The 18819-nt window shown below is 44.4% G+C and carries 20 protein-coding genes; 8 read left to right on the forward strand and 12 right to left on the reverse strand.

The features are described 5' to 3' along the window. Positions 1-453 precede the first annotated feature (453 nt). A complete protein-coding gene (locus tag F6K46_RS24345; RefSeq protein ID WP_293061564.1) occupies positions 454-1533 on the forward strand; it encodes a CBS domain-containing protein in 1080 nt (359 codons plus the stop codon). Between the two features lie 51 nt (positions 1534-1584). Then, the gene (locus F6K46_RS24350) at positions 1585-5046 is read left to right on the forward strand and encodes a cytochrome b5 domain-containing protein (RefSeq protein WP_293061572.1); all 3462 of its coding nucleotides are present in this window, start codon (positions 1585-1587) and stop codon (positions 5044-5046) included. 250 nt (positions 5047-5296) lie between these two features. Here F6K46_RS24350 and F6K46_RS24355 read toward each other — a convergent pair whose 3' ends face one another. The 10 genes from F6K46_RS24355 to F6K46_RS24400 all read right to left on the reverse strand — a co-directional run bounded on the left by F6K46_RS24355 (position 5297) and on the right by F6K46_RS24400 (position 12768). Further along, positions 5297-6871: a mucoidy inhibitor MuiA family protein gene (locus F6K46_RS24355; RefSeq protein ID WP_293061574.1), complete on the reverse strand. Its 1575-nt coding sequence runs from the start codon at positions 6869-6871 to the stop codon at positions 5297-5299. 231 nt (positions 6872-7102) lie between these two features. After that, the gene (locus F6K46_RS24360) at positions 7103-7309 is read right to left on the reverse strand and encodes a hypothetical protein (protein ID WP_293061576.1); all 207 of its coding nucleotides are present in this window, start codon (positions 7307-7309) and stop codon (positions 7103-7105) included. A gap of 24 nt (positions 7310-7333) precedes the next feature. Then, the gene (locus F6K46_RS24365; protein ID WP_293040820.1) at positions 7334-7996 is read right to left on the reverse strand and encodes a Na(+)/H(+) antiporter subunit B; all 663 of its coding nucleotides are present in this window, start codon (positions 7994-7996) and stop codon (positions 7334-7336) included. Further along, positions 7997-8668 carry a DUF4040 domain-containing protein gene (locus F6K46_RS24370; protein WP_293040817.1) on the reverse strand — a complete coding sequence of 224 codons (672 nt, stop codon included), beginning with the start codon at positions 8666-8668 and terminating at the stop codon, positions 7997-7999. Continuing rightward, entirely contained in the window at positions 8661-8939 is a 279-nt protein-coding gene (locus tag F6K46_RS24375; protein ID WP_293040815.1) for a monovalent cation/H(+) antiporter subunit G, read from the reverse strand. Before F6K46_RS24375 ends, F6K46_RS24370 begins: the two co-directional genes overlap by 8 nt. Then, entirely contained in the window at positions 8936-9187 is a 252-nt protein-coding gene (locus F6K46_RS24380; RefSeq protein WP_293040813.1) for a hypothetical protein, read from the reverse strand. Before F6K46_RS24380 ends, F6K46_RS24375 begins: the two co-directional genes overlap by 4 nt. Next, positions 9184-9573 carry a Na+/H+ antiporter subunit E gene (locus F6K46_RS24385; protein ID WP_293040811.1) on the reverse strand — a complete coding sequence of 130 codons (390 nt, stop codon included), beginning with the start codon at positions 9571-9573 and terminating at the stop codon, positions 9184-9186. The genes F6K46_RS24380 and F6K46_RS24385 overlap by 4 nt, the downstream gene beginning before the upstream one ends. Then, positions 9570-11006, reverse strand: coding sequence for a cation:proton antiporter (locus tag F6K46_RS24390; protein WP_293061578.1), 1437 nt, complete (start codon positions 11004-11006; stop codon positions 9570-9572). The genes F6K46_RS24385 and F6K46_RS24390 overlap by 4 nt, the downstream gene beginning before the upstream one ends. Further along, positions 11003-12436, reverse strand: a complete 1434-nt coding sequence (locus F6K46_RS24395) for a cation:proton antiporter (RefSeq protein ID WP_293061582.1) — start codon at positions 12434-12436, stop codon at positions 11003-11005. Before F6K46_RS24395 ends, F6K46_RS24390 begins: the two co-directional genes overlap by 4 nt. Beyond that, positions 12433-12768, reverse strand: a complete 336-nt coding sequence (locus F6K46_RS24400; protein ID WP_070391112.1) for a cation:proton antiporter subunit C — start codon at positions 12766-12768, stop codon at positions 12433-12435. Before F6K46_RS24400 ends, F6K46_RS24395 begins: the two co-directional genes overlap by 4 nt. Before the next feature lie 203 nt (positions 12769-12971). Here F6K46_RS24400 and F6K46_RS24405 point away from each other — a divergent pair, with 203 nt between their 5' ends. The 6 genes from F6K46_RS24405 to F6K46_RS24430 all read left to right on the forward strand — a co-directional run bounded on the left by F6K46_RS24405 (position 12972) and on the right by F6K46_RS24430 (position 16701). Beyond that, entirely contained in the window at positions 12972-14228 is a 1257-nt protein-coding gene (locus F6K46_RS24405) for an ATP-binding protein (protein WP_293040805.1), read from the forward strand. A gap of 321 nt (positions 14229-14549) precedes the next feature. Next, entirely contained in the window at positions 14550-14840 is a 291-nt protein-coding gene (locus F6K46_RS24410) for a hypothetical protein (protein ID WP_293040803.1), read from the forward strand. Next, the gene (locus F6K46_RS24415; protein WP_293040800.1) at positions 14837-15226 is read left to right on the forward strand and encodes a type II toxin-antitoxin system death-on-curing family toxin; all 390 of its coding nucleotides are present in this window, start codon (positions 14837-14839) and stop codon (positions 15224-15226) included. Before F6K46_RS24410 ends, F6K46_RS24415 begins: the two co-directional genes overlap by 4 nt. A gap of 434 nt (positions 15227-15660) precedes the next feature. Then, positions 15661-15870: an addiction module protein gene (locus F6K46_RS24420; RefSeq protein ID WP_293022275.1), complete on the forward strand. Its 210-nt coding sequence runs from the start codon at positions 15661-15663 to the stop codon at positions 15868-15870. After that, positions 15867-16178 carry a type II toxin-antitoxin system RelE/ParE family toxin gene (locus tag F6K46_RS24425; RefSeq protein WP_293022272.1) on the forward strand — a complete coding sequence of 104 codons (312 nt, stop codon included), beginning with the start codon at positions 15867-15869 and terminating at the stop codon, positions 16176-16178. Before F6K46_RS24420 ends, F6K46_RS24425 begins: the two co-directional genes overlap by 4 nt. Before the next feature lie 109 nt (positions 16179-16287). Further along, positions 16288-16701, forward strand: a complete 414-nt coding sequence (locus F6K46_RS24430) for a DUF433 domain-containing protein (RefSeq protein ID WP_293117437.1) — start codon at positions 16288-16290, stop codon at positions 16699-16701. On the opposite strand, the gene F6K46_RS24435 is transcribed toward F6K46_RS24430, so the two are convergent. Continuing rightward, positions 16663-16863: a hypothetical protein gene (locus tag F6K46_RS24435; RefSeq protein ID WP_293061586.1), complete on the reverse strand. Its 201-nt coding sequence runs from the start codon at positions 16861-16863 to the stop codon at positions 16663-16665. The two genes, F6K46_RS24430 and F6K46_RS24435, sit on opposite strands and share 39 nt — an antisense overlap. 584 nt (positions 16864-17447) lie before the next feature. Further along, on the reverse strand, positions 17448-18554 hold the full coding sequence (locus F6K46_RS24440) for an exostosin (protein ID WP_293061588.1): 1107 nt from the start codon (positions 18552-18554) through the stop codon (positions 17448-17450). Positions 18555-18819 lie beyond the last annotated feature (265 nt).

Here is an 18819-nt window from a genome sequence, read left to right on the forward strand (position 1 = left end):
TTGCTCGCTTTAGCTCTCTAGGGTCTCGATTGCTAGCTATAAATTCTTCCAGAGTCATGAGAACATGGTGGTAAATTTATATTCCATGATATCTCATTTTTCTTCAAAATCATTTAGGATTGGTATAGAACATCATTCCTAGGGTCAATTGCCCAGTTTATCTTAGCAAAGATAAACTGGCATCAAAGCATTATCTAGTAAGCTTTTAAGGGCTCATGTCACCCCCTCAGGAAAAAAACTTGTCGCAAGCTAGGGGTAAGCTTGCTGGGACTATCTATTGTCAAGGGATAGAGGGGACCACAGCATTCCCTCTTTACCAGAACTGATTAAACACAAATCCATGGAGCACTTACAGGTTGGGAACCCAGTCTGAACCATTCCCAATTCAACTTGTAATCAGCACTTATTGAGAACTTGCGAACTATCTTAGTGCGGAGTAACCAGAAAGTGTAAATGTCGAATAGTCAACAATTGTACACAGGAGGTAACAAAGCCGTGAAACAATTGCGATACCATATGTCATTACAAGGTTTATCTAACCTTCTCAACTCTACGATAGATATCAAAGCACAAACCCAAGTTTCCACAATTGCCGAAAATCAAAAGATTACAGAAGACTCTTCGGATCAAGAAAGTGACCAATCTGTTAAAGCCCCAAACATATACGCTACATCTAATTACGATGGTATAACCTTTGAAGAAGAAGATACTCATCTCGCTTACATCTTGCAATCGAGTCTTGACAACAAAGTAAACTTTGAAGGGTATACGACACAATCAGATAACGGCTCTTTTCAAGTAACAGGGCGAATTTTATTTGGGGGGAAACAGCATATCCTAAATATTTCGACTTCGGGCAGTGGACAATTGCTGGCAAGCCCTGATTCGGGATATAAACAAGGCGCGATCGCATTTGGGATCAACAGTGGTACAGGCATTTTTGAACATGCGACAGGCTTCATTACCAGCAACTTTATTGTGGGTGAGTCGGGTGAGTATCGAGATGTCCACACCGCCACTCTCTTCTTAAAAAGCAAAGAAAAAGATGGCTTAACCCCAGAAGAGGAGCGACTATTAGTTCGGGATGTCATGGACGAAAAGGCATTTCCAGTGACAATGGATGCCTCAATTGAATATATAGCTGACTTATTGGCATTGACCCATGCCAGTGAGTTAATGGTTATCGACGAACAGGGTAACTTTATTGGCGTGGTGTCTGAAGTTGACTTATTACAAGTTTTGATTCCTGATATTGACGAAATCGTCAGAGTGGGGGGAACTCTCAAAGATGCACTGAATATTTTCATTCGCAACGGTCCAGATTTAGCAGCACAGCCCATTCGGCGTTTGGTTAAAAGCAACGCGCGTACGGTAAGGCCAGATGATGAATTGGTGGCAGTGGCAACTGTCATGCTCCATAGCAATGCTCGTCGCCTGCCCGTTGTCGAACAGGGCGCATTTGTGGGTAGCATTTCCCTGGAAGATATTTGTTGGGCGGTTTTATCAAAGTGGAATGGCATCCGACAAAACTAGACTTTTGACGAAAATTGATTATTGTTTGGCAACAAAGAAAAAGAAATTTCCATGGATACTTCACAATCAAATAATCTAGAGCAAGGTTTTCAAACAGCCAGGGAAGTACTAGCCCATGCTGAAACCCATCGACCTAACTTTGGTCATTCACCCCACGGCTTTCTGTCTCAAACCCACGGTTTTTTACCGGTTACTCCTCCTTTGTTGGCTCTGCCTCAAAACTATCAAGCATGGGATGAAGCTGCCGCCATGTTGCCTAATTTATTTTCAACTCAGCGTGTCTGCCCTGTACTTAAGGAATTACCACTTTTGTCTGCCAGTGCCGAAGATTTAGACGAAGTATATTTGTGGCGAGCAGCACTTTTATTAGGCTACATGGCTCATGCTTACGTATGTATGTCTGACGATAAATCTCAGTTACCATCTGTCATTGCTGTACCTTGGGAACAAGTCAACCAAAGATTGGGCAGACCAGGGCCTGGTATCAGTATAACCGATTACTGTGGTTACAACTGGTTCTTAAAAGATAATTCTCAACCCCGTCAGGTCGAAAACATGGATCTTCTCGTTGCCTGGTGTGGAAACGAGGAAGAGAGAGTTTTTACAACGACTTTCACCGAAATGCACAGCTATTCTGATTTATTAGTAAATGCTGCTATTAATTTGCAAGAGGGAATAATTCAAGATCATGTTGACAATGTTAAGACAGCATTGCTGGGTATATTAGATTTTCTCGGTAATATGACCTTTCGCTCCCTACTAAAAATTGACACCAATCCCTACAGTAATACCCATGTCGATCCCCTAATTTGGTCTAAAGCGTTCGCCAATTTTAGTGCTCCAATTAACTCCTTTGAGGGCGGACTTAGTGGTTCTGGTACTCCGATTATTCAGTTAATCGATGCATTATTTGAACGCAGTTACTATAAAACAAGTTTCTCTCAGGAAAGCCTGAAATTAAGGGAGTGGTTAGCACCCTATCACAAACAATTTATTGAAACTTTCCGACGTTTCTCCCTCTCAGAGTTCGTTCATAAATCTGGAGATCGAGAACTAGCAGGTATATACAATAGTGTGTTTGATGCCTATGCAGGAAAACGAGGTTTTCTGTCGATACATCGACTAAAAGTTTACGGTTTTATGGAACTGGGCTTCAAAATTGGTCGAACCCAAACTAATTCCGGGTTTGCTGGGGAGACGGAGAAACGTGCCTGGGAAGAACTCGACGATACCTTAGAAGAAACTCGCCGGGAGCGTTATATTGGCAAATTGCCCTACAGTCTACGAGTCAAGCGTAAAGCAGTTAAGTCCACAGCCTCTGATCAGAATACGCCCATTTATCAAGTTGTATTGGATCTCAAAAACCAGGGATTGCAATTTGTTACTGGCGATCGCTTAGGTATATTTCCCCAAAACAGTCCTGAATTAGTACAGAAGACCATAAAGGCTCTACAAGCCACTGGAGACGAACCGATTCGTCTTACCAGTGCTTGGCGCGAACAGATAGAATCAATTACCCATCAAAGACTTAGTACAATTCCCCTGGGAACATTTTTGGCCTATGCCAAGCTACGTCCATTGCTGCGCTCTGTGGGTAAATTACTCTTAAGTTTATCACGTTCCAAAAGCCTGTACGATATTTTGGAAAGGCATCAAGAAGACCAAATTGAGCTTTGGGAAGTATTTGAACTGTTAGCAGCAGAGAATTACGATGTTAAGCGGTTCTGGAAAGCTGCTCCCTGGGAAGCAGAAAGTATTGCCCGTATAGTTCCGTCGGAAAATTTCCGCATTTACTCCATTTCTTCAGCTCCTCTCCACAAAAACGACGAATACAGTCCCGATCAGCTAGACCTAACGATTGGACGGCTCGCGTTTAAGAGTAATTCTGTGGATTCACAGACAGAAATAACACGGCAAGGAACTGCATCTGGCTATCTGGTGCAAAAGACTGAATCAGAGCTAGAAATGGCAGTTCAGGTCTTTCATCCCTCTCGTTTTCACTTACCAGAAGATCCCCAACGACCTATTGTCATGTTTGCTGGCGGTACAGGAATTTCTCCTTTCCGTGGCTTTATGGAACAACGAAGAGCCGAGAGTAAAAGTGGTCCTAACTGGCTCTTTATCGGTACTAGAACGTTTGGTAATTTGCCCTATATTCAGGAACTAAAAACATTAGTAGCAGAAGACCAGCTCCACTTACGAGTAGCCTTTTCCCGTGAGGACAAAAAACTCGCATTTGAGCAGGGAGATTTTGTGCTACAACCAGGACAGAAGGGCTATGTTAATCTACTTCTGGAAGATGAGGCAGACTCAACAATACTATGGGAATATTTCAAAAGTATAGATGAGGGCGGACTTGAAGGCTATTTCTACATCTGTGGTCAAGCTAGCTTTGGACATACGGTTATTAAAGCCATCCTGAAACTAATCGCACGACATTTACCCGACACAATTGAAAATAAACAGGAGGAAGCTAAGATATTATTGCGCCGTTTGGTGGGACAAGGTCGGCTAATGTTAGATATTTTCACTACGTTTGCACCCTTTGCTGCTCCTAGTGTCCACGGGTTTAAATATTATAATGCTTCTGAAATCATCAATCATAATAACGATCACCAGGGTTATTGGACAATTATCCAAGGCAACGTTTACGACGTGAGCGAATTTATGTATTTACATCCCGGCGGTGAACGCTTGCTAATTGCCACAGCAGGTATGGACGGTACCCGCAGCTATGAGAAAGTCGAACATCATCTTAACTCAGAGGTGCATTCTCAACTAGATCTGTATAAGATTGGAGGAGTTCGGCGACTGAACTTCAAAGATGTCTGGGGAATTGCCATCACCCCTCCCTGCATGGTGAAAACATCAAGCCAAAAGGGCAATCCATTTATGTTTCTCTCCCTGCAAGATTTCTACCGTCACTGGATTCGCTTCGTTTATTTGGTTGTGGAAACTGAAAACTCTCTCAACAACAACTTCAGTGTATCCCAACTCTCTATTACTCGTGGGGATGCTCCAGAAAAGATGACGAAGATTAAAGCTCAACTACTATTGAACTCCCATAATACTTTCTACAGCAATAGCTTGGAGGATATTCTCGGTCACAAATTAGAATTGCTGTGGAATATCACGTTGGGATTTTGTGGGGAGGATATTAGTATTACTCAATTACCAAGAGCTATTGCTAAGGAACGTTCATCTGCGATCGCTAAAGAAGCAGAAGCATTTATGGCTCAAGTGAACAATCGCTTAAAAAGCTTACCATCAACCCCAGAAGATAATTTAGACCAGTGGGCCTCCTTTAATCAACAGCTTCAACACCTTCAGCATTGCGATCGCGCTTTGGTCGCCAATTTTAAGTTGACGCTGCGTGATGGTCTGTTAATGTTTGAACAGCATGAAGACCAGGTGACTAAACTAGGTAATCAAGAACTGATTAAGGCTTTGCAACAGATCCCCAAAATTATTCAACATTACTATACAACAATTATTTCCCGTCAGGAAACTTAAACCGGTGCATCTCATTAAAGCTGTTTGACCCGGTGGTGCATTACGGGGCGGACTCTCCCAACCAGGCGCGAAGAAGCAGAAAATGATGGTGAGCCCGTCTTATCACGCACCCTATTCACCTAAGCTTTGGCCTTGACCAAAGCTTAGGTGAATATTTACATCCGAGCTAAATATCCAAACCAATCACTTTCAACTCAGGGGAATGTTCAATGATAAACTGATAATATAGCTCTTGCTTATCCTGGGCTGATCAATCAATTTTCCATTCTAGCAATCCCATCTCACCAGTCTGTATTTTGGGATTAGTCTGAGTCAGCCGCACTTTGATTCTCTCATCACGGCTCACTGGCAACTGTTCTTTTACTACCAAAGTCTTTTGCACACTCTGCAAATTAGTAATTACTAGTCGATAGGCATAAGTTGTGCGGCGCTGATTGCCAATTAATTTCTTATCAACTTGACGCTCCACTAAATCCCGCTCAATTTTCACTCCCTCATCTATGCCTAAGTTCAGCCTGAATTCTTGTCCTGGTGAAATATTCTCCAACTTAGTTGTACCAACAAAGGTTTGATCACGAAAGATATTCGCTTTGCCTGGTAACAAGGTTGCACCAGTAACAGGATTCGTGACAACAGTTTGTAGGTAGGCGAAGCTAACTAGCCGAGGAATGGCGAGATACTCAGGATTGCTAGGATATTCATCACTAAAAATAGTCACTTTGTGAGGGGAACCATCACTGGGAATATTGCTGTTACCATCTAACTCAAAGGTAACCACACCTCCTTCTGTCGATACTACTGCTACCACTGCTTGGGCAGCAACTGGTGCTGGTGCTGACAGGCTTTGAGGAGCACTACGAGTTTTCAATGCTACCGACCGCTCATCCATGTCTTGATCTGGAGATGATTCTGAGATTGACCTAGACATTGCCCTCATCTTTTCCCTTCGCAAAGCTAGGGTAGGTTGTTGGTCTAGTGCCTCAATGTACCATGGTTCCAGCTTAGGGGGTAGGGTGCCCAGTCCAGGCTTAGCAGTGGAAAGAGTAAGGCTAACGTTGGACCAATCTTCCCCAGTGTTTTGTTTGACTTGTGCCAGGTAGCTCAGATTTATGCGATCGCTACTGCTGTTAGTCCGCAAGTCGTAAAGTGGTATCCAACTGGCACGATTCACTACATAGGATACTTCTAGGTCAAAATCCACCGCCGCCTCTGCTGCTAAGGTGACAATAATGCTCAAGCTCTCCTGGGGACGGGGAGTTTTCAACTGTTGTAGCTTAGCTTTGAGAGCATTTAATTGCTTTTGTAACTCTTGCTGTTGTTCTTCTTGTTGAGCGATCGCGCTAGCATCTGCATGGTAACGCTGCTCCAGAAAGTTCAGAAATTCATCTGTTTCCTGCACGCCAATCTGTTGTTGGGCAATACTGCGGGAAAAGTGTTGGACGGCTTTATCAGTCAAAGCCTCGACAAAATTCCGTGCTAGCTCCTTTGAGGCCAGCTGGTCTTGGAGGTGGCGTTTTTGTTTTTCCAACTCCTTGATTTGCCCACTCAATTGAGCAACTTGTTCCACCACTGGTTCAGAGTCAAAGACTTTTTCTGTCCGTACTCCCAATAATCGCACAACCCCTGTACCAGTCCCTGTTGCTCGCACCGACTCCGTTTCTATGGTCATCGGTAGCCGAGGGATTACCAGTTCTTGCTCTTGCCCAGTCAATGACACTTTAGTGCGCCGCGTCACCCTTGCCTGGTTGGAGTAGACGGTCACTTGGGAGATTGTACTTTCTACTGTCAGGCTCGTATCTTCTAAGGTCGTGTCTGTGTTAACCATGATGATATGTATAGCAGTTTTTAATTATGTGAGGTACAATTTTTGTTTTTTTAGGGAACAGGTAACAGGGAACAGGTAACAGGGAACAGGGAATAGATAATTTTTAAAAGGGAATATATAAGAGGGAACAGGTAAGATTTAAAAAATATGTTGCACCTCATTAGACTAAAAACTGCTAGAGTACAATTATCTGAGGTATCATCATGATTGTACCTTACTAGCTTAAAAAAGCTATCCCATAGCAGTTCTGCTGAGGAGATGACAAGCAGCATGCTTTGCCTTACTGGGTGTGGGCGAATGGGTATAGGTAACAATACAGCGTTTTTCATAACTATAAGGTACACAGGATTTTTGTTCTGTTCCCTGCTCTTTTCCCCCCTTATTAAGGGGGGTTAGGGGGGATCGCTGCTCCCTAAAACCCATAATTTTGTACCTCATCAAATTTAAAACCGCTGTAATCGATCACAGCAATCCCCGATGATGAATAAAAACCAAAATAACTGCCCACGAACCCAAAGCAACTTTTACTGCAACCAGGATATTGAGTATGGGGATGATGGCAGCGCTGACAAGTGTCTGCAACTCCCCGTGGGGTAATTCTACTCCCGTCAACGTTATAACTGCCAGTACAATAAAAATCAGAACTGAAACCTTTTCCCACCTAGCAGCTTGCCAGCGCTTGTAGACTGCCTGCATCCACTGGAATGATGAGGTAATGGCAACCAGACCGATTGCGGTTCCCCCCGCCACCCCAGCCGCAAAGCCACCTCCTGGACTCAGATGCCCCCGAATCGCCAGCTCGATACCTACCAACGCAGCAATCGTCGCTCCCAGACGCGCTAGAACAATGGATGGTTTATCGGTAAATTGATAGATCGTGCAGAAGGGCTTTTCATCGGCCAGTAGAAATTTAGCTCCCATGATCGCGATGGTAAATACCACCACTTCAAAGATGGTGTCATAAAGCCGATTCCGGAAAATGATACCCGAAACGGCATTGGGCACCCCAGTATCTTGGACAACGGATTCGACGATAGAGAGATCTGATAAGTCTGCCGCCGGATTCGGCAAAACCATAAATTTGACGTACAGCGCTATCCCTGCTGCAATGTAAATCCATTTCATTTAATGATCTTTCCCTGCCTCTGGTATATTTACATAAGTTAGGCTTGTCGCCGATAATGAAAGTTCACTTTGCATGATTTCATAGAGGCGTTGAACCCTGGTCTGGGTGTGATAAGGTAGGGTTTCATACTCTTGCGCTACCTGGTCTTGATCATCCTGTGGTGATGCCTTCTGGGTAGATCCTGGAGCTAATCCCCTCTGGTCTTGCTCAAAGAGCCATCTCTCATCTTCGGTACAGGTCCCATGGACTTCTTTTGCCAACAGCGCCCGGTGCAAGCTCTGCCTATCTGTGTAGGTTACCAGCTCAAGGCGCATATAGTGTTTGCTCAGGATTGTGCGTAAGTCATCCATCAGTTCCCCAAAATCCGGTTTGGTCTTGCTGTCTGGTAAAGACTCTCCATCTGCCTCAACTTCCCAGTCTTGGATCACTCCAAGACGCATGGTTAAGGATGAACGCACCGCAACCGCATAGAGGGTAATGGCTAGCATTGTACCCACCAATGCTTCGGTCAAAGCCACATCGGCTGCCCCAAACATTGCATAGACCAAAGCCGCCACCGCTCCCAGTATGCCTCGGATCACCAGAGCATTGTATGGATTGACCTGAAATACCAGCATGCAGGCGGACAAAGGCAGCAGGGCGGTTATGACATAGATATAGTTATCAGTCATTGTCACCCCCACTACTGGAACAGTAAGCCAACACATATCCCAACACTGTATTCCAGATCGCCAAGGAGATAATGGCGAGAATCAGCAGCGGCCATTCACTGGGTATCTTCAGCAGCAGCCCGACGATGATACTCATCGATCCCAGGGTATCTGCCACTGAAAGACTATGCAGCTTGAATAATACTGATCGGTGACCGATTAGGGGAATGGTTCCCCAAAACCAGAATAGGATTCCGACACCTATGCAAGTGTAACTCAGTGCATTAATCATACATCACTCATTCGTTTAATTACGTGTGCCAGTAACATTAATCCAGCATTCCCCACACTCAAGATGATCACTCCGACAACACCGATCATCCAATCATCGCGCAAGACAGATACCACTAGGATCATGATGGATGTCTTGGTGGCAATACTGCCAAATGCCAACATTTTTTGCCAAATATCATCATCTTGCCAAGCCTCATAAATGGGGATGAGCAGAGCCAGAATCATGGCAATCAGGATCAGTGTCATCGCTTTCTCCTCCGTCTAACCCGGTGAACTTCGTACCTGCCATCTTGGTGGTATTTCAACACAATGGTTTTTGGTGTAAAGGTGATCAGGAATATATCCAGGAATATCAGCCCAGGAGTCCGTTGGGGTTTGACTCCTTCCATGATTACATCTTCGTGCTTATGAGGACGAAGCATGATTTCAAATGCCTCAATATATGCCTGGGGAATCGCTACTATCACTTCACCGAGCACCCGCAGCCAATCCTTTAAGGCTTCTGGGGTTTTGGGGCGTCCCGGTAATAAAAATGCGATCGCAATGCCAATGATGATATTTGGCAGACTCAGATTAGCAGTCAGCAAAAACCAGATAACCAGTCGTAAGATTAGATTTAGATGTCCAATCATGGAAACACCATCCAGAACAATAACACTAACATCAAACTCATCACCCCAATTAGATGGTCAAATTCCTCAAGCACACGGGGCAGCTTGAGTACAGATCGTTTGAAAATCAACAAATATGCCAACCATCCCAGCCCAATGGTTGCCAGGGGTTTGATAATATTGGCAAAATTATATGCTTGGTAATACACACCATTGACGGCAATCAGCCCACCGAGCAACAGTATCATCGCTAACCAAAAATTGGCCTTTACCTGCCCTTGGCTGCCATCCCCATGGGGCAGAAAGATGAATTTACCAAAGCATGTTGCCGTTCCTAGGGCAGCAACATTCATACCGATAACTTGCCAGGGCACTATATTCTTCAGAGTCAATACTTTCGCCCCAAAGCCAGACAATAATGGAAAGCCGGAAATAGAGAAGCTAGCTATAGCCAGGGCAATCCAAATTGGGGTATTAATCCGCTGATGTTGCAGTTCATTGAGGTTACGGCTGGGCAAAACACCCGCGATCAAAAAGAGCGCTGATTTGACCAAACCATGGGTCAGGGCATAAAAGCCTCCCACTTCTGGTGAGGCGAGGATAAAGCCTAACTGGGAAATCGTGCTAAAGGCGAGAATACGCTTGGTATCCTTTTCAAATAAGGCATAGGTTATGCCCAGAAGCGCTGTCCCCACTCCAAATATCCTGACGATGGGATCAAGTTCCTCCACAATCAGAGCAAAACGCAACAGTGGAAAGACTCCCGTTTTGATCACAACTCCCGATAGCAACGCCGACACTGGGCTCTGAGATTCGGAGTGGGTTAAGGGTAACCACAATCCTGATACAAATATTCCCCCCTTGACTAACAGTCCCACAAAGATCAGGGCAAGGGCTTCTGGAGGTGCTGCCCGCAACCCTTCAAAGGCAAAGGAATTATTGGCCTTATAGACTAAAATTGCGCCGACCAGATAAAACAGCATGGCTGTATTGCTGACAAAAAGATAGCGCAAGGCTACCCAAATTGAGCGGTCGGTTCGGGGATAGGCAATCAACAGAAACGCAGCAATACTAATTACCTCTAATGCTACGTATAAACTGATGAAATCTGCACAGATAAATACGGCATTGACACTGCCATGTAAGATAATGGTCTGGGTATAAAAAAAAGCTGTTTTACCACTTTGCCAACAGTAGAGGATGACTGCTGCCGTTACCAGCCCATTGGTTAATATAAAAAAGGCGCTTAATTGATCAACTAGTAATGTGACACCGAAATTATCCAGCAGCTGTATAGTTAAGGGCGATTTTGCCGTAAGCAATAGCTGTGTGCCATATTCAACCGAAAAAAGGGCAACCCCTAGGGCGAGGTATCGGTCAAATTTGGGGAGCAGATAAATGCTGAATCCCACAAATAGCGGTAGGGCAATCCAGGCAATGGTAATGGTACTCATGGAAACACCATCCAGAACAGTAGGATTAACATCAGACTCATCATCCCAATGAGATGGTCAAATTCTTCAAGCACACGGGGCAGCTTGATTACAGATCGTTTGAAAATCAAAAAATATGCCAACCACCCCAGGGCAATGGTTGCCAGGGGTTTGATAATATTGGCAAAATTATATGCTTGGTAGTACACACCATTGACGGCAATCAGCCCACCGAGCAACAGTATCATCGCTAACCAAAAACCGACCTTTACCTGCCCTTGGCTGCTATCCCCATGGGGCAGAAAGATGAATTTCGCAAAGGATATGGCTGTTCCTAGGGCTGCAATATTCATACCGATAACTTCCCAGGGTACTAGATTCTTCATGGTCAACACCTTCGCCCCAAAGCCAGACAACAAGGGAAAGCCGGAAATTGAGAAGCTAGCTATAGCCAGGGCAATCCAGATTTGGGTATTCATCGGCTGATGTTGCAGTTCCTTGAGGTTGCGGCTGGGCAAAACACCCGCGATTAAAAAGAGCGCCCCTTTCACCAGGCCGTGGGTCAGGGCATAAAAGCCACCGACTTCTGGTGCGGCGAGGATAAAGCCTAACTGGGAAATGGTATGAAACGCCAGCATACGCTTGGTATCTTTTTCAAACACGGCATAGCCTACTCCCAGAAGCGCTGTCCCCACTCCAAATATCCTGACGATGGGATCAAGTTCCTCCACAATCAGAGCAAAACGCAACAGTGGAAAGACTCCGGTTTTGACCACAGCTCCCGATAGCAATGCCGACACTGGGCTCTGAGATTCGGAGTGGGTCAAGGGTAACCACAATCCTGATACAAATATTCCCCCCTTGACTAACAGTGCCAGAAAGATCAGGGCAAGAGCTTCTGGAGTTGCTCCACGCAACCCTTCAAAGGCAAAGGAATGATTGGCCTGATAGACTAAAATTGCGCCGATCAGATAAAACAGCATGGCTGTATTGCTGATCAAAAGATAGCGCAAGGCTACCCAAATTGAGCGGTCGGTTCGGGGATAGGCAATCAACAGAAACGCAGCAATACTAATTACCTCTAATGCTACGTATAAACTGATCAAATCTGCACAGATAAATACGGCATTGACACTGCCATGTAGGATAATAGTTTGGGTATAAAAAAAAGCTGTTTTACCACTTTGCCAACAGTAGAGAATGACTGCTGCGGTTACCAGCCCATTGGTCAAGATAAAAAAGGCGCTTAATTGATCAACTAGTAATGTGACACCGAAATTATCCAGCAGCTGTAGGCTTAATGGCGATTTTGTGAGAAATAGCTGTGTCCCATATTCAACCGAAACCATGGCAACCCCTAGGGCGAGGTATCGGTCAAGTTTGGGGATCAGATAAATGCTGAATCCCACAAATAGCGGTAGGGCAATCCAGGGAATCGTAATGGTACTCATGGGGTATTATTCTTCTCGATCTCGTTGCTTTCCAGGGTAGGATTGTCCCGTGCCAGTTTCATAACACCTACTAGCATCAAGGCTTGAATCGAAAAGCCGATCACAATCGCTGTCAAGATCACTGCCTGGGGCACCGGATCTGCGTAAGCCCTATTTTCGACGTTTGAAAGAATAGGTGTGAATAAACCATCTCGGGATGCCACCAACACGTAATAGGCAATCACCCCCGTGCTCATGATATCCATAGAGATGATTTTCATAACCAGGTTCTTTTTAAGGATGATGCCGAAAAATCCGCACAATATTGTGGCAAATATGAATGCTTCTAACACGGGTTTTTGCCTATTGGGTAAGGGTTGGTGGTAATTATCTTTATACAATGATACTGTCGAACAGTGCTATAAAATATATAGCACGTTTTAATAGTGCTAGGAACGATTGACACTATTGATAAGTGCCTATGTAAACCATAGACTCATGCCACACCAAGGTTTTGGTTTGAGCTTGGGATTGGGAAAAATACGGGCAAGAGCAGATGACAGAATCGACTCATGGCAAATCAATGGTTAATCTCAGCCCTGAGGATGCCAGGGATACAGTTAGCAATACAGTTGGAAGCTTGCCAACTAGTGAAGGTGTGCCGCCGAAGGATTTCTACACTTGGGATCGGGATGCATTAGCCGTGAATCTTTTGGATTTATCAGTACCATTTGAATTGGTTGGGCGGCAAGCACAATTCCAGCGCATCACTCATGTTTTAGCCCGTGATGGCAACGTGCTGATTGTGGGAGTGCCCGGAAGCGGACGGCGGACTTTGGTAAGGCGGGCGGCACGGGAAGTTGGAGTTAAAATCCTGGAGGTTGACTGCATCCGGGTTACGGATGGTCAGCGCTTCGTGCAACTGCTGTGGGAGAGCATAAACCAGACCTTTCCAATGGCAACAGTTCAAGCTCTAATGACAGATTGGATTGAAGGTCAGGCAGCGGAATTATTTGTCCTGAAGGATGAAGGCATTGGCACAGAGGGACTTAAACCGGTTCGGATTCAGAGCAAAGAGCTGCAACGGAAAGCATTTGAAGCATTACTCGATCTGCTGCAAAGGTTAGCTGAATCTGAGGGGGAACGGGTAGTGTTGATTTTGGAAAGTTTTCCTCACATCCGCTCTTGGGATCGTCATGGGGTGTGGGAAAAATTTTTGAGGAAACAGATCGAAGGTCAGACTCAGGTGAGTTATGTGCTAGTGGCAACGATCGCAGAAACCAGCATTTATCCCCATGAACCAGGGAATAATTTGGAAATCGTGCAGCTGGCTCCTTTAGCTGATGATGTCGTTGCGGCTTGGGTAACTGAAGTTTTGCATACCCAACGGCTGACCTTCGATCCGCGATCGCAAGCACTGGAAATCTTTGTCAATGCCGTGCAAGGACACTTCGGTGATGCGTCGGCACTGGTGCGACGCCTCAAGTCCGTACGAGTGTCTGACGGACTAATTCGTGATGGCCATGTTCAGCAGGCCATCCAAGAACTGCTAGGGGACTTATCCATGGTCTTCGAGTCATTACTGATGCTGCTTCCAGCTAATCAAGCCCATCTTTTAGAATCCCTCGCCCTAGACCCTACCGACAAGCCACAAAGTCGAGATTATATTCAAAAGCATTACCTATCAAGAGGGGGTTCTCTCCAAGGAGCGATCGCTGGGTTACAGCACAAAGGTTTGATTTATGGCTCCGAGCAAGGCTACCGACTGGCTTTACCTCTGTTTGCTTTGTGGCTTTGCAAGCGCTTGAGTTGATATAGCTTTTGTATCTGGGTTGTGAAGATACTTGCGCAAGGTAAGAGGCAATAGGCAAGAGGCAAGAGGCAAGAGGCAAAAGGCAAGAGGGGTTCGAGATCTTAAGTTTTATTGTCCAATAAAAAAAGACCATACAGCTTTACATCGCTATCTCAAGCTCAACAGATGCGTTCGTGTAGCGTGACCGTAGGTCAATCCCATTTTGAGTCTGTGTTATGCCTACTACTTTTTTGCTACACTCTGGGTATTATCTATGATTCCCAATAGAAGAAGCTTTATCCTTTTTGACTTGCCGGAGCTAGTATAAGCACACTTCAAGCCATGAACTCCCTAGATGCAATCACCCTCAAAGCCTTCTTGGTCGCCCTAACTCAGCTAGAGGATTCACTTTCAGCGGAACTTCAGGGTGAGTTAAATGCCCTTGGTAAGGAGTTTCCCTCCGGTGTTTCCAATCTTCATGTCTTGGCTAAGGGTTTGGCTCCTTTGGAACAGGCTGACAAGGTGGCAAATCCTGCTAGTATTCAAGATAATTCTGAATTCGAGGCAGCAATGGAAGCTTTCGCGATAACTCGCAAAAACTATCGCAATGCTTTTCGGGAATTAGCTCATTGAAAGAGCCTCGCTGGGTGCCAGAGCAAGCAGTAATAGCTATCCATGACGAGTTAATAGTAGAGCATGGCGGATGTTTTGGATTAAGAGACCCGAATTTACTTTCAAGTAGTTTAGCTAGACCTCAACATTTATTTGCCTACAGTGATAGTGCTAGTCTGTTTGATATCGCAGCAGCCTACGCTTTTGGTTTGGCCAAAAATCATCCTTTCGTCGATGGTAACAAGCGAATTGCTCTTGCTGTCATCGACGTTTTTTTACGTCTAAACGGATATGAGTTAGTGGCGGCAGAAGAAGAAGCCGTTATCAAGATTAATAATTTAGTAGAAGGAATAGAAAATCAAGAGTCTATAGCTACTTGGATTGCAGCCAACTCCCAGGAATTATAAGTAATAATAATAATATTTTTTGATTTTGATTACTAAACCGATGCTCTAGCGCCTTTGCTGTGTCCATTGAGGGGAGAATGGGTACAAGCTTAAATTAGTACGCTGTACAAAACATGAACAGTGAAGGTGTACCACCGCAAGATGTCTACACTTGGGATTGGGATGCAAAAGCCCGTGAATCTTTTGGATTTATCAGCGCTATTTGAATTGGTTGCGCCGCAAGTACAATTCCAGTCTTTGCTTTGTGGCTTTGCCAGCGCCTGATTTGATATCAAATTCAGTAGATGCACCTCAAGTAGCGTGACCTACGGTCAATCGCGTAGCGTGGCCTACGGCCAATCGCATTTTGATTCTGTGTTATGTTTACTACTTTTTTGCTAGACTCTGGGTATTATCTATGATGCCCGAATGTTATGGTCTCTGTTGATCAAGTAATGAAAGAAGCTTTATCTTTGCCCAGTGCATGGAGAGCATTGTTGGCAGAGAAGCTGGTTGAAAGTCTTGAGTTTGATGTAGACGATAACCTACAAACACTTTGGGTAGGTGAAGCTAAGAAGCGTCGAGATGAAATCCGAAGTGGTATGGTTCAGCCTATTCCTGGAGAGGAAGGGTTAGCTAGGGTGAGGCGACTTCTGGAGCCATGAAATATGTCTTTCACCCAGCAGCCTTGACTGAATATGGTGAAGCAGTCGAGTTTTACGCAGAACGTAGAGTTGAATTGGCACAGGCATTTATCAATGTAGTTGAGGATGCAATTTTCCGAATTGTTGCGTCACCAACGAGTTGGGCTGTTCTTGATGAAGATATTCGTCGATGTCTGACACGTAAATTTCCCTACGGGATTTTATACACTATTGAGGAAGATTACATTCTAATTGTGGCGGTGATGCACTGTAGTCGTGAGCCAGGATATTGGAAAGAGCGTGTCAAGGAGAAACCATCAGATGCATAAAATGATCTGAGGTTTGGTACGTCATTCGGACAACTAAGCCGTTATAGCACTAAGGTTATAAGTTACGGCGGTTTGCATAACTATATTTGTCAGATATTTGTCAGATACAATGAAAGCAAAACCTACACCTGAAGTGAGCATGACTCCAGTATCCGATCACCAAAATTGCGAAGCCGCCATTATTCGTACAGAACGGGGACTGACAATAGCAGGTACGCGCATTACAATTTATGATATCATGGGTCATCTTGAGGCCGGATGGACACCCAAATTAATGGGAAACTGGCTGTCTATAACTGATGAGCAACTTGATGCAGCCTTATCCTATATTGATAATCACCGTAGGGAAGTAGAAGCGGAGTATCAAACCGTTTTGAAGATAGCTCAAGAGATTCGAGACTATTGGGAAGAAAAAAATCGGGAGCGTTTTGAGCAGATTGCTAAAAAACCTCCCTTACCTGGACAAGAAGCGGTTCGCGCTAAATTAAAAGCCTGGAAAATCAAGCGTCAATTTTCTCGATGAAATTCCCTCGATAGTCCCTTCAAAACTATCCCAAATTTCCTCCGGAGAACGGGGTGGCATCGCCTCAGCACGGGCAAATGCCTGTTTGATTATCTGTGAAGCTTTCTCTATTTCTTCAGCAGTAGGTGGGGCTATTTCTTCCCCCTCCCAGTCTACTATCAATAAATCGTTGGGACTACAGTGAAAGAAAGCACAGAGTTGAGCGAGGGTAGTAAAAGCGATCGCTCTTAGCGGAAGCTTTGCTTCATCGCATTCGCTTCGCCATTTTCTAGTTCCCTTAATTGTTGCCGATTGATTCCCGTAGATTCAGAAATTTATTCGTAACTGATATTTCCGGAATTAACTCTTAATTGTGCTAGTTTAGTTGTGACTTTCATGGTGCAAACTGACCTAGTAGTTTCTATTTTATTAAATTAGCAAAAAATTCTAATAAAAATCCCGCGCCCCCGCCCCACACTTCCCTTCTTTTTTACAAAAATAGCACTACGCATTTAGATGTTTGACATTGTCTTGATGCAAAGCGCGAGTGGTTTGAATTTACCGTAAGATAGTGGAGCCTTATTAAAAAATATTTAACCCTTTTCTGCATAACCTGCTAACTATAAAGGCTCCACTATCTAAGGTTTTGTCTCCGGGGAAACCCCCAAGACCGCGCTGCATCGCTCCTAAACTCCGAAACATAGTCCTAGCTTACTTTTGACTTCTGACTTCTGACTTCTAACTTCTGACTTGCGCGTAGCGCTATATCAGATGCACCCTACTGTTGCCTGTTCCCTATTCCCTGTTCCCTTTGCTATAGGCAGATGACGATGGAAATTACTAAAGAACCCTTCTGGAGATACTCGTTCTTTCCAAATCCGGCGACACTCATACTGTAAATCTACAAATTCCCGGGATGATAGATTGTCGTGAAACTCAGCAATTTTCTCGCCAATTAAATGAAGTTCATTCTCCTTTATCCAAACACAGTATTTCTTCCAATCAATGTCAAAGTCGTAGGGAAGCACACAATCGGTATCTACAAGAACTGGAATTCTGCCACAGCACAATGCTTCATAGAAACGAAAGGAATTGTTTCCTGACCCACGGCAACAGAAGATATAGTCACTGTCTATTAAATTATGGACAAATTCTAGTCGATGCTTTTGCTTTAACTTGACGTCCGGTTGATTCAAGAAAACTAGGTTGTCTCTAATCATAAAGTTGGTGATTATGTTAGGGTCTTTGGCTAAGATATCTAGGGCTCGACGTCTTAACACATGTCCCCAATTATAGGGAGGGATACTAGTTTTCGAGTTCAAGACATTCTTTTTGACTCTAGAGCATAAAACGTTTAAATTGGTTTTGGTATTTGGTTTGACGGCATATCCACAGAAACCAACGACAGGTTTTAAGCGTTTTTGGCGGATATTGAGTTTGTTGTCCAGATAGTTTTCAACAAAGTCTTCGCTCCACTGAGGTAGGGTGAAATCGGTGTTTTTTCTCAGGGAGCGATAGAGGGAGTTACGGAATACAAAATCACTTTCAATCGGTAAGTTAACATGGGAAGAAGCCCCACCAAAAAAGCTGATTAAGGGTTTGCCTGCTAATTTAACGTTTTCTGCTAATTGTCTGGCTTTATCTTCCAATTCAGAATTCCATAGTGCCCAATTAACTGGTACAATAGCAATATCTGCTTCCTCCAGAGACGACATCTTAAATAGAGACTTTCCAATCTCTACATAGTGGTCAAAACAACTACTAATGGGATCCTCAGGATTTTCTGGAGGCTTGCCCCAAAAGGGATATAGAATTGCCTCATAGGTCATGCCCTCTGGGAGATAGTTCTGGTCACAGAAAATTTTCAACGTCATAATTTTAGGCTCTAGGGAACAGGGAATAGGGAACAGGGAAAAAATCCTGTGTACCTCAGGTGCGACCCGTGGTGAATTTAATTCGCCAAGGTCAAGCTCACCTAATAGCTAAAAAACCCCTCTAACACTTTAGACGTCATTAAATCACACTTTTAGGCTATATCCATGCCTTTTTGCCAAATTATTTAGTCTTGAAAGTTCTTAGGGAATACGGAGCTTCGCAGCAGAAATATGTCTTAACCTTTACTTCAACTGCCATACCAAA

This window comes from Moorena sp. SIO3E8, from assembly GCF_010692445.1.
In the GTDB taxonomy this organism is placed as follows: domain Bacteria; phylum Cyanobacteriota; class Cyanobacteriia; order Cyanobacteriales; family Coleofasciculaceae; genus Moorena; species Moorena bouillonii.

Coding starts and splice junctions, on each gene's coding strand:
- F6K46_RS24345 (WP_293061564.1), top strand. CDS start 454: ATGTCGAATAGTCAACAATTGTACACAGGAGGTAACAAAGCCGTGAAA.
- F6K46_RS24350 (WP_293061572.1), top strand. CDS start 1,585: ATGGATACTTCACAATCAAATAATCTAGAGCAAGGTTTTCAAACAGCC.
- F6K46_RS24355 (WP_293061574.1), bottom strand. CDS start 6,871: ATGGTTAACACAGACACGACCTTAGAAGATACGAGCCTGACAGTAGAA.
- F6K46_RS24360 (WP_293061576.1), bottom strand. CDS start 7,309: ATGAGGTACAAAATTATGGGTTTTAGGGAGCAGCGATCCCCCCTAACC.
- F6K46_RS24365 (WP_293040820.1), bottom strand. CDS start 7,996: ATGAAATGGATTTACATTGCAGCAGGGATAGCGCTGTACGTCAAATTT.
- F6K46_RS24370 (WP_293040817.1), bottom strand. CDS start 8,668: ATGACTGATAACTATATCTATGTCATAACCGCCCTGCTGCCTTTGTCC.
- F6K46_RS24375 (WP_293040815.1), bottom strand. CDS start 8,939: ATGATTAATGCACTGAGTTACACTTGCATAGGTGTCGGAATCCTATTC.
- F6K46_RS24380 (WP_293040813.1), bottom strand. CDS start 9,187: ATGACACTGATCCTGATTGCCATGATTCTGGCTCTGCTCATCCCCATT.
- F6K46_RS24385 (WP_293040811.1), bottom strand. CDS start 9,573: ATGATTGGACATCTAAATCTAATCTTACGACTGGTTATCTGGTTTTTG.
- F6K46_RS24390 (WP_293061578.1), bottom strand. CDS start 11,006: ATGAGTACCATTACCATTGCCTGGATTGCCCTACCGCTATTTGTGGGA.
- F6K46_RS24395 (WP_293061582.1), bottom strand. CDS start 12,436: ATGAGTACCATTACGATTCCCTGGATTGCCCTACCGCTATTTGTGGGA.
- F6K46_RS24405 (WP_293040805.1), top strand. CDS start 12,972: ATGACAGAATCGACTCATGGCAAATCAATGGTTAATCTCAGCCCTGAG.
- F6K46_RS24410 (WP_293040803.1), top strand. CDS start 14,550: ATGAACTCCCTAGATGCAATCACCCTCAAAGCCTTCTTGGTCGCCCTA.
- F6K46_RS24420 (WP_293022275.1), top strand. CDS start 15,661: ATGAAAGAAGCTTTATCTTTGCCCAGTGCATGGAGAGCATTGTTGGCA.
- F6K46_RS24425 (WP_293022272.1), top strand. CDS start 15,867: ATGAAATATGTCTTTCACCCAGCAGCCTTGACTGAATATGGTGAAGCA.
- F6K46_RS24430 (WP_293117437.1), top strand. CDS start 16,288: ATGAAAGCAAAACCTACACCTGAAGTGAGCATGACTCCAGTATCCGAT.
- F6K46_RS24440 (WP_293061588.1), bottom strand. CDS start 18,554: ATGACGTTGAAAATTTTCTGTGACCAGAACTATCTCCCAGAGGGCATG.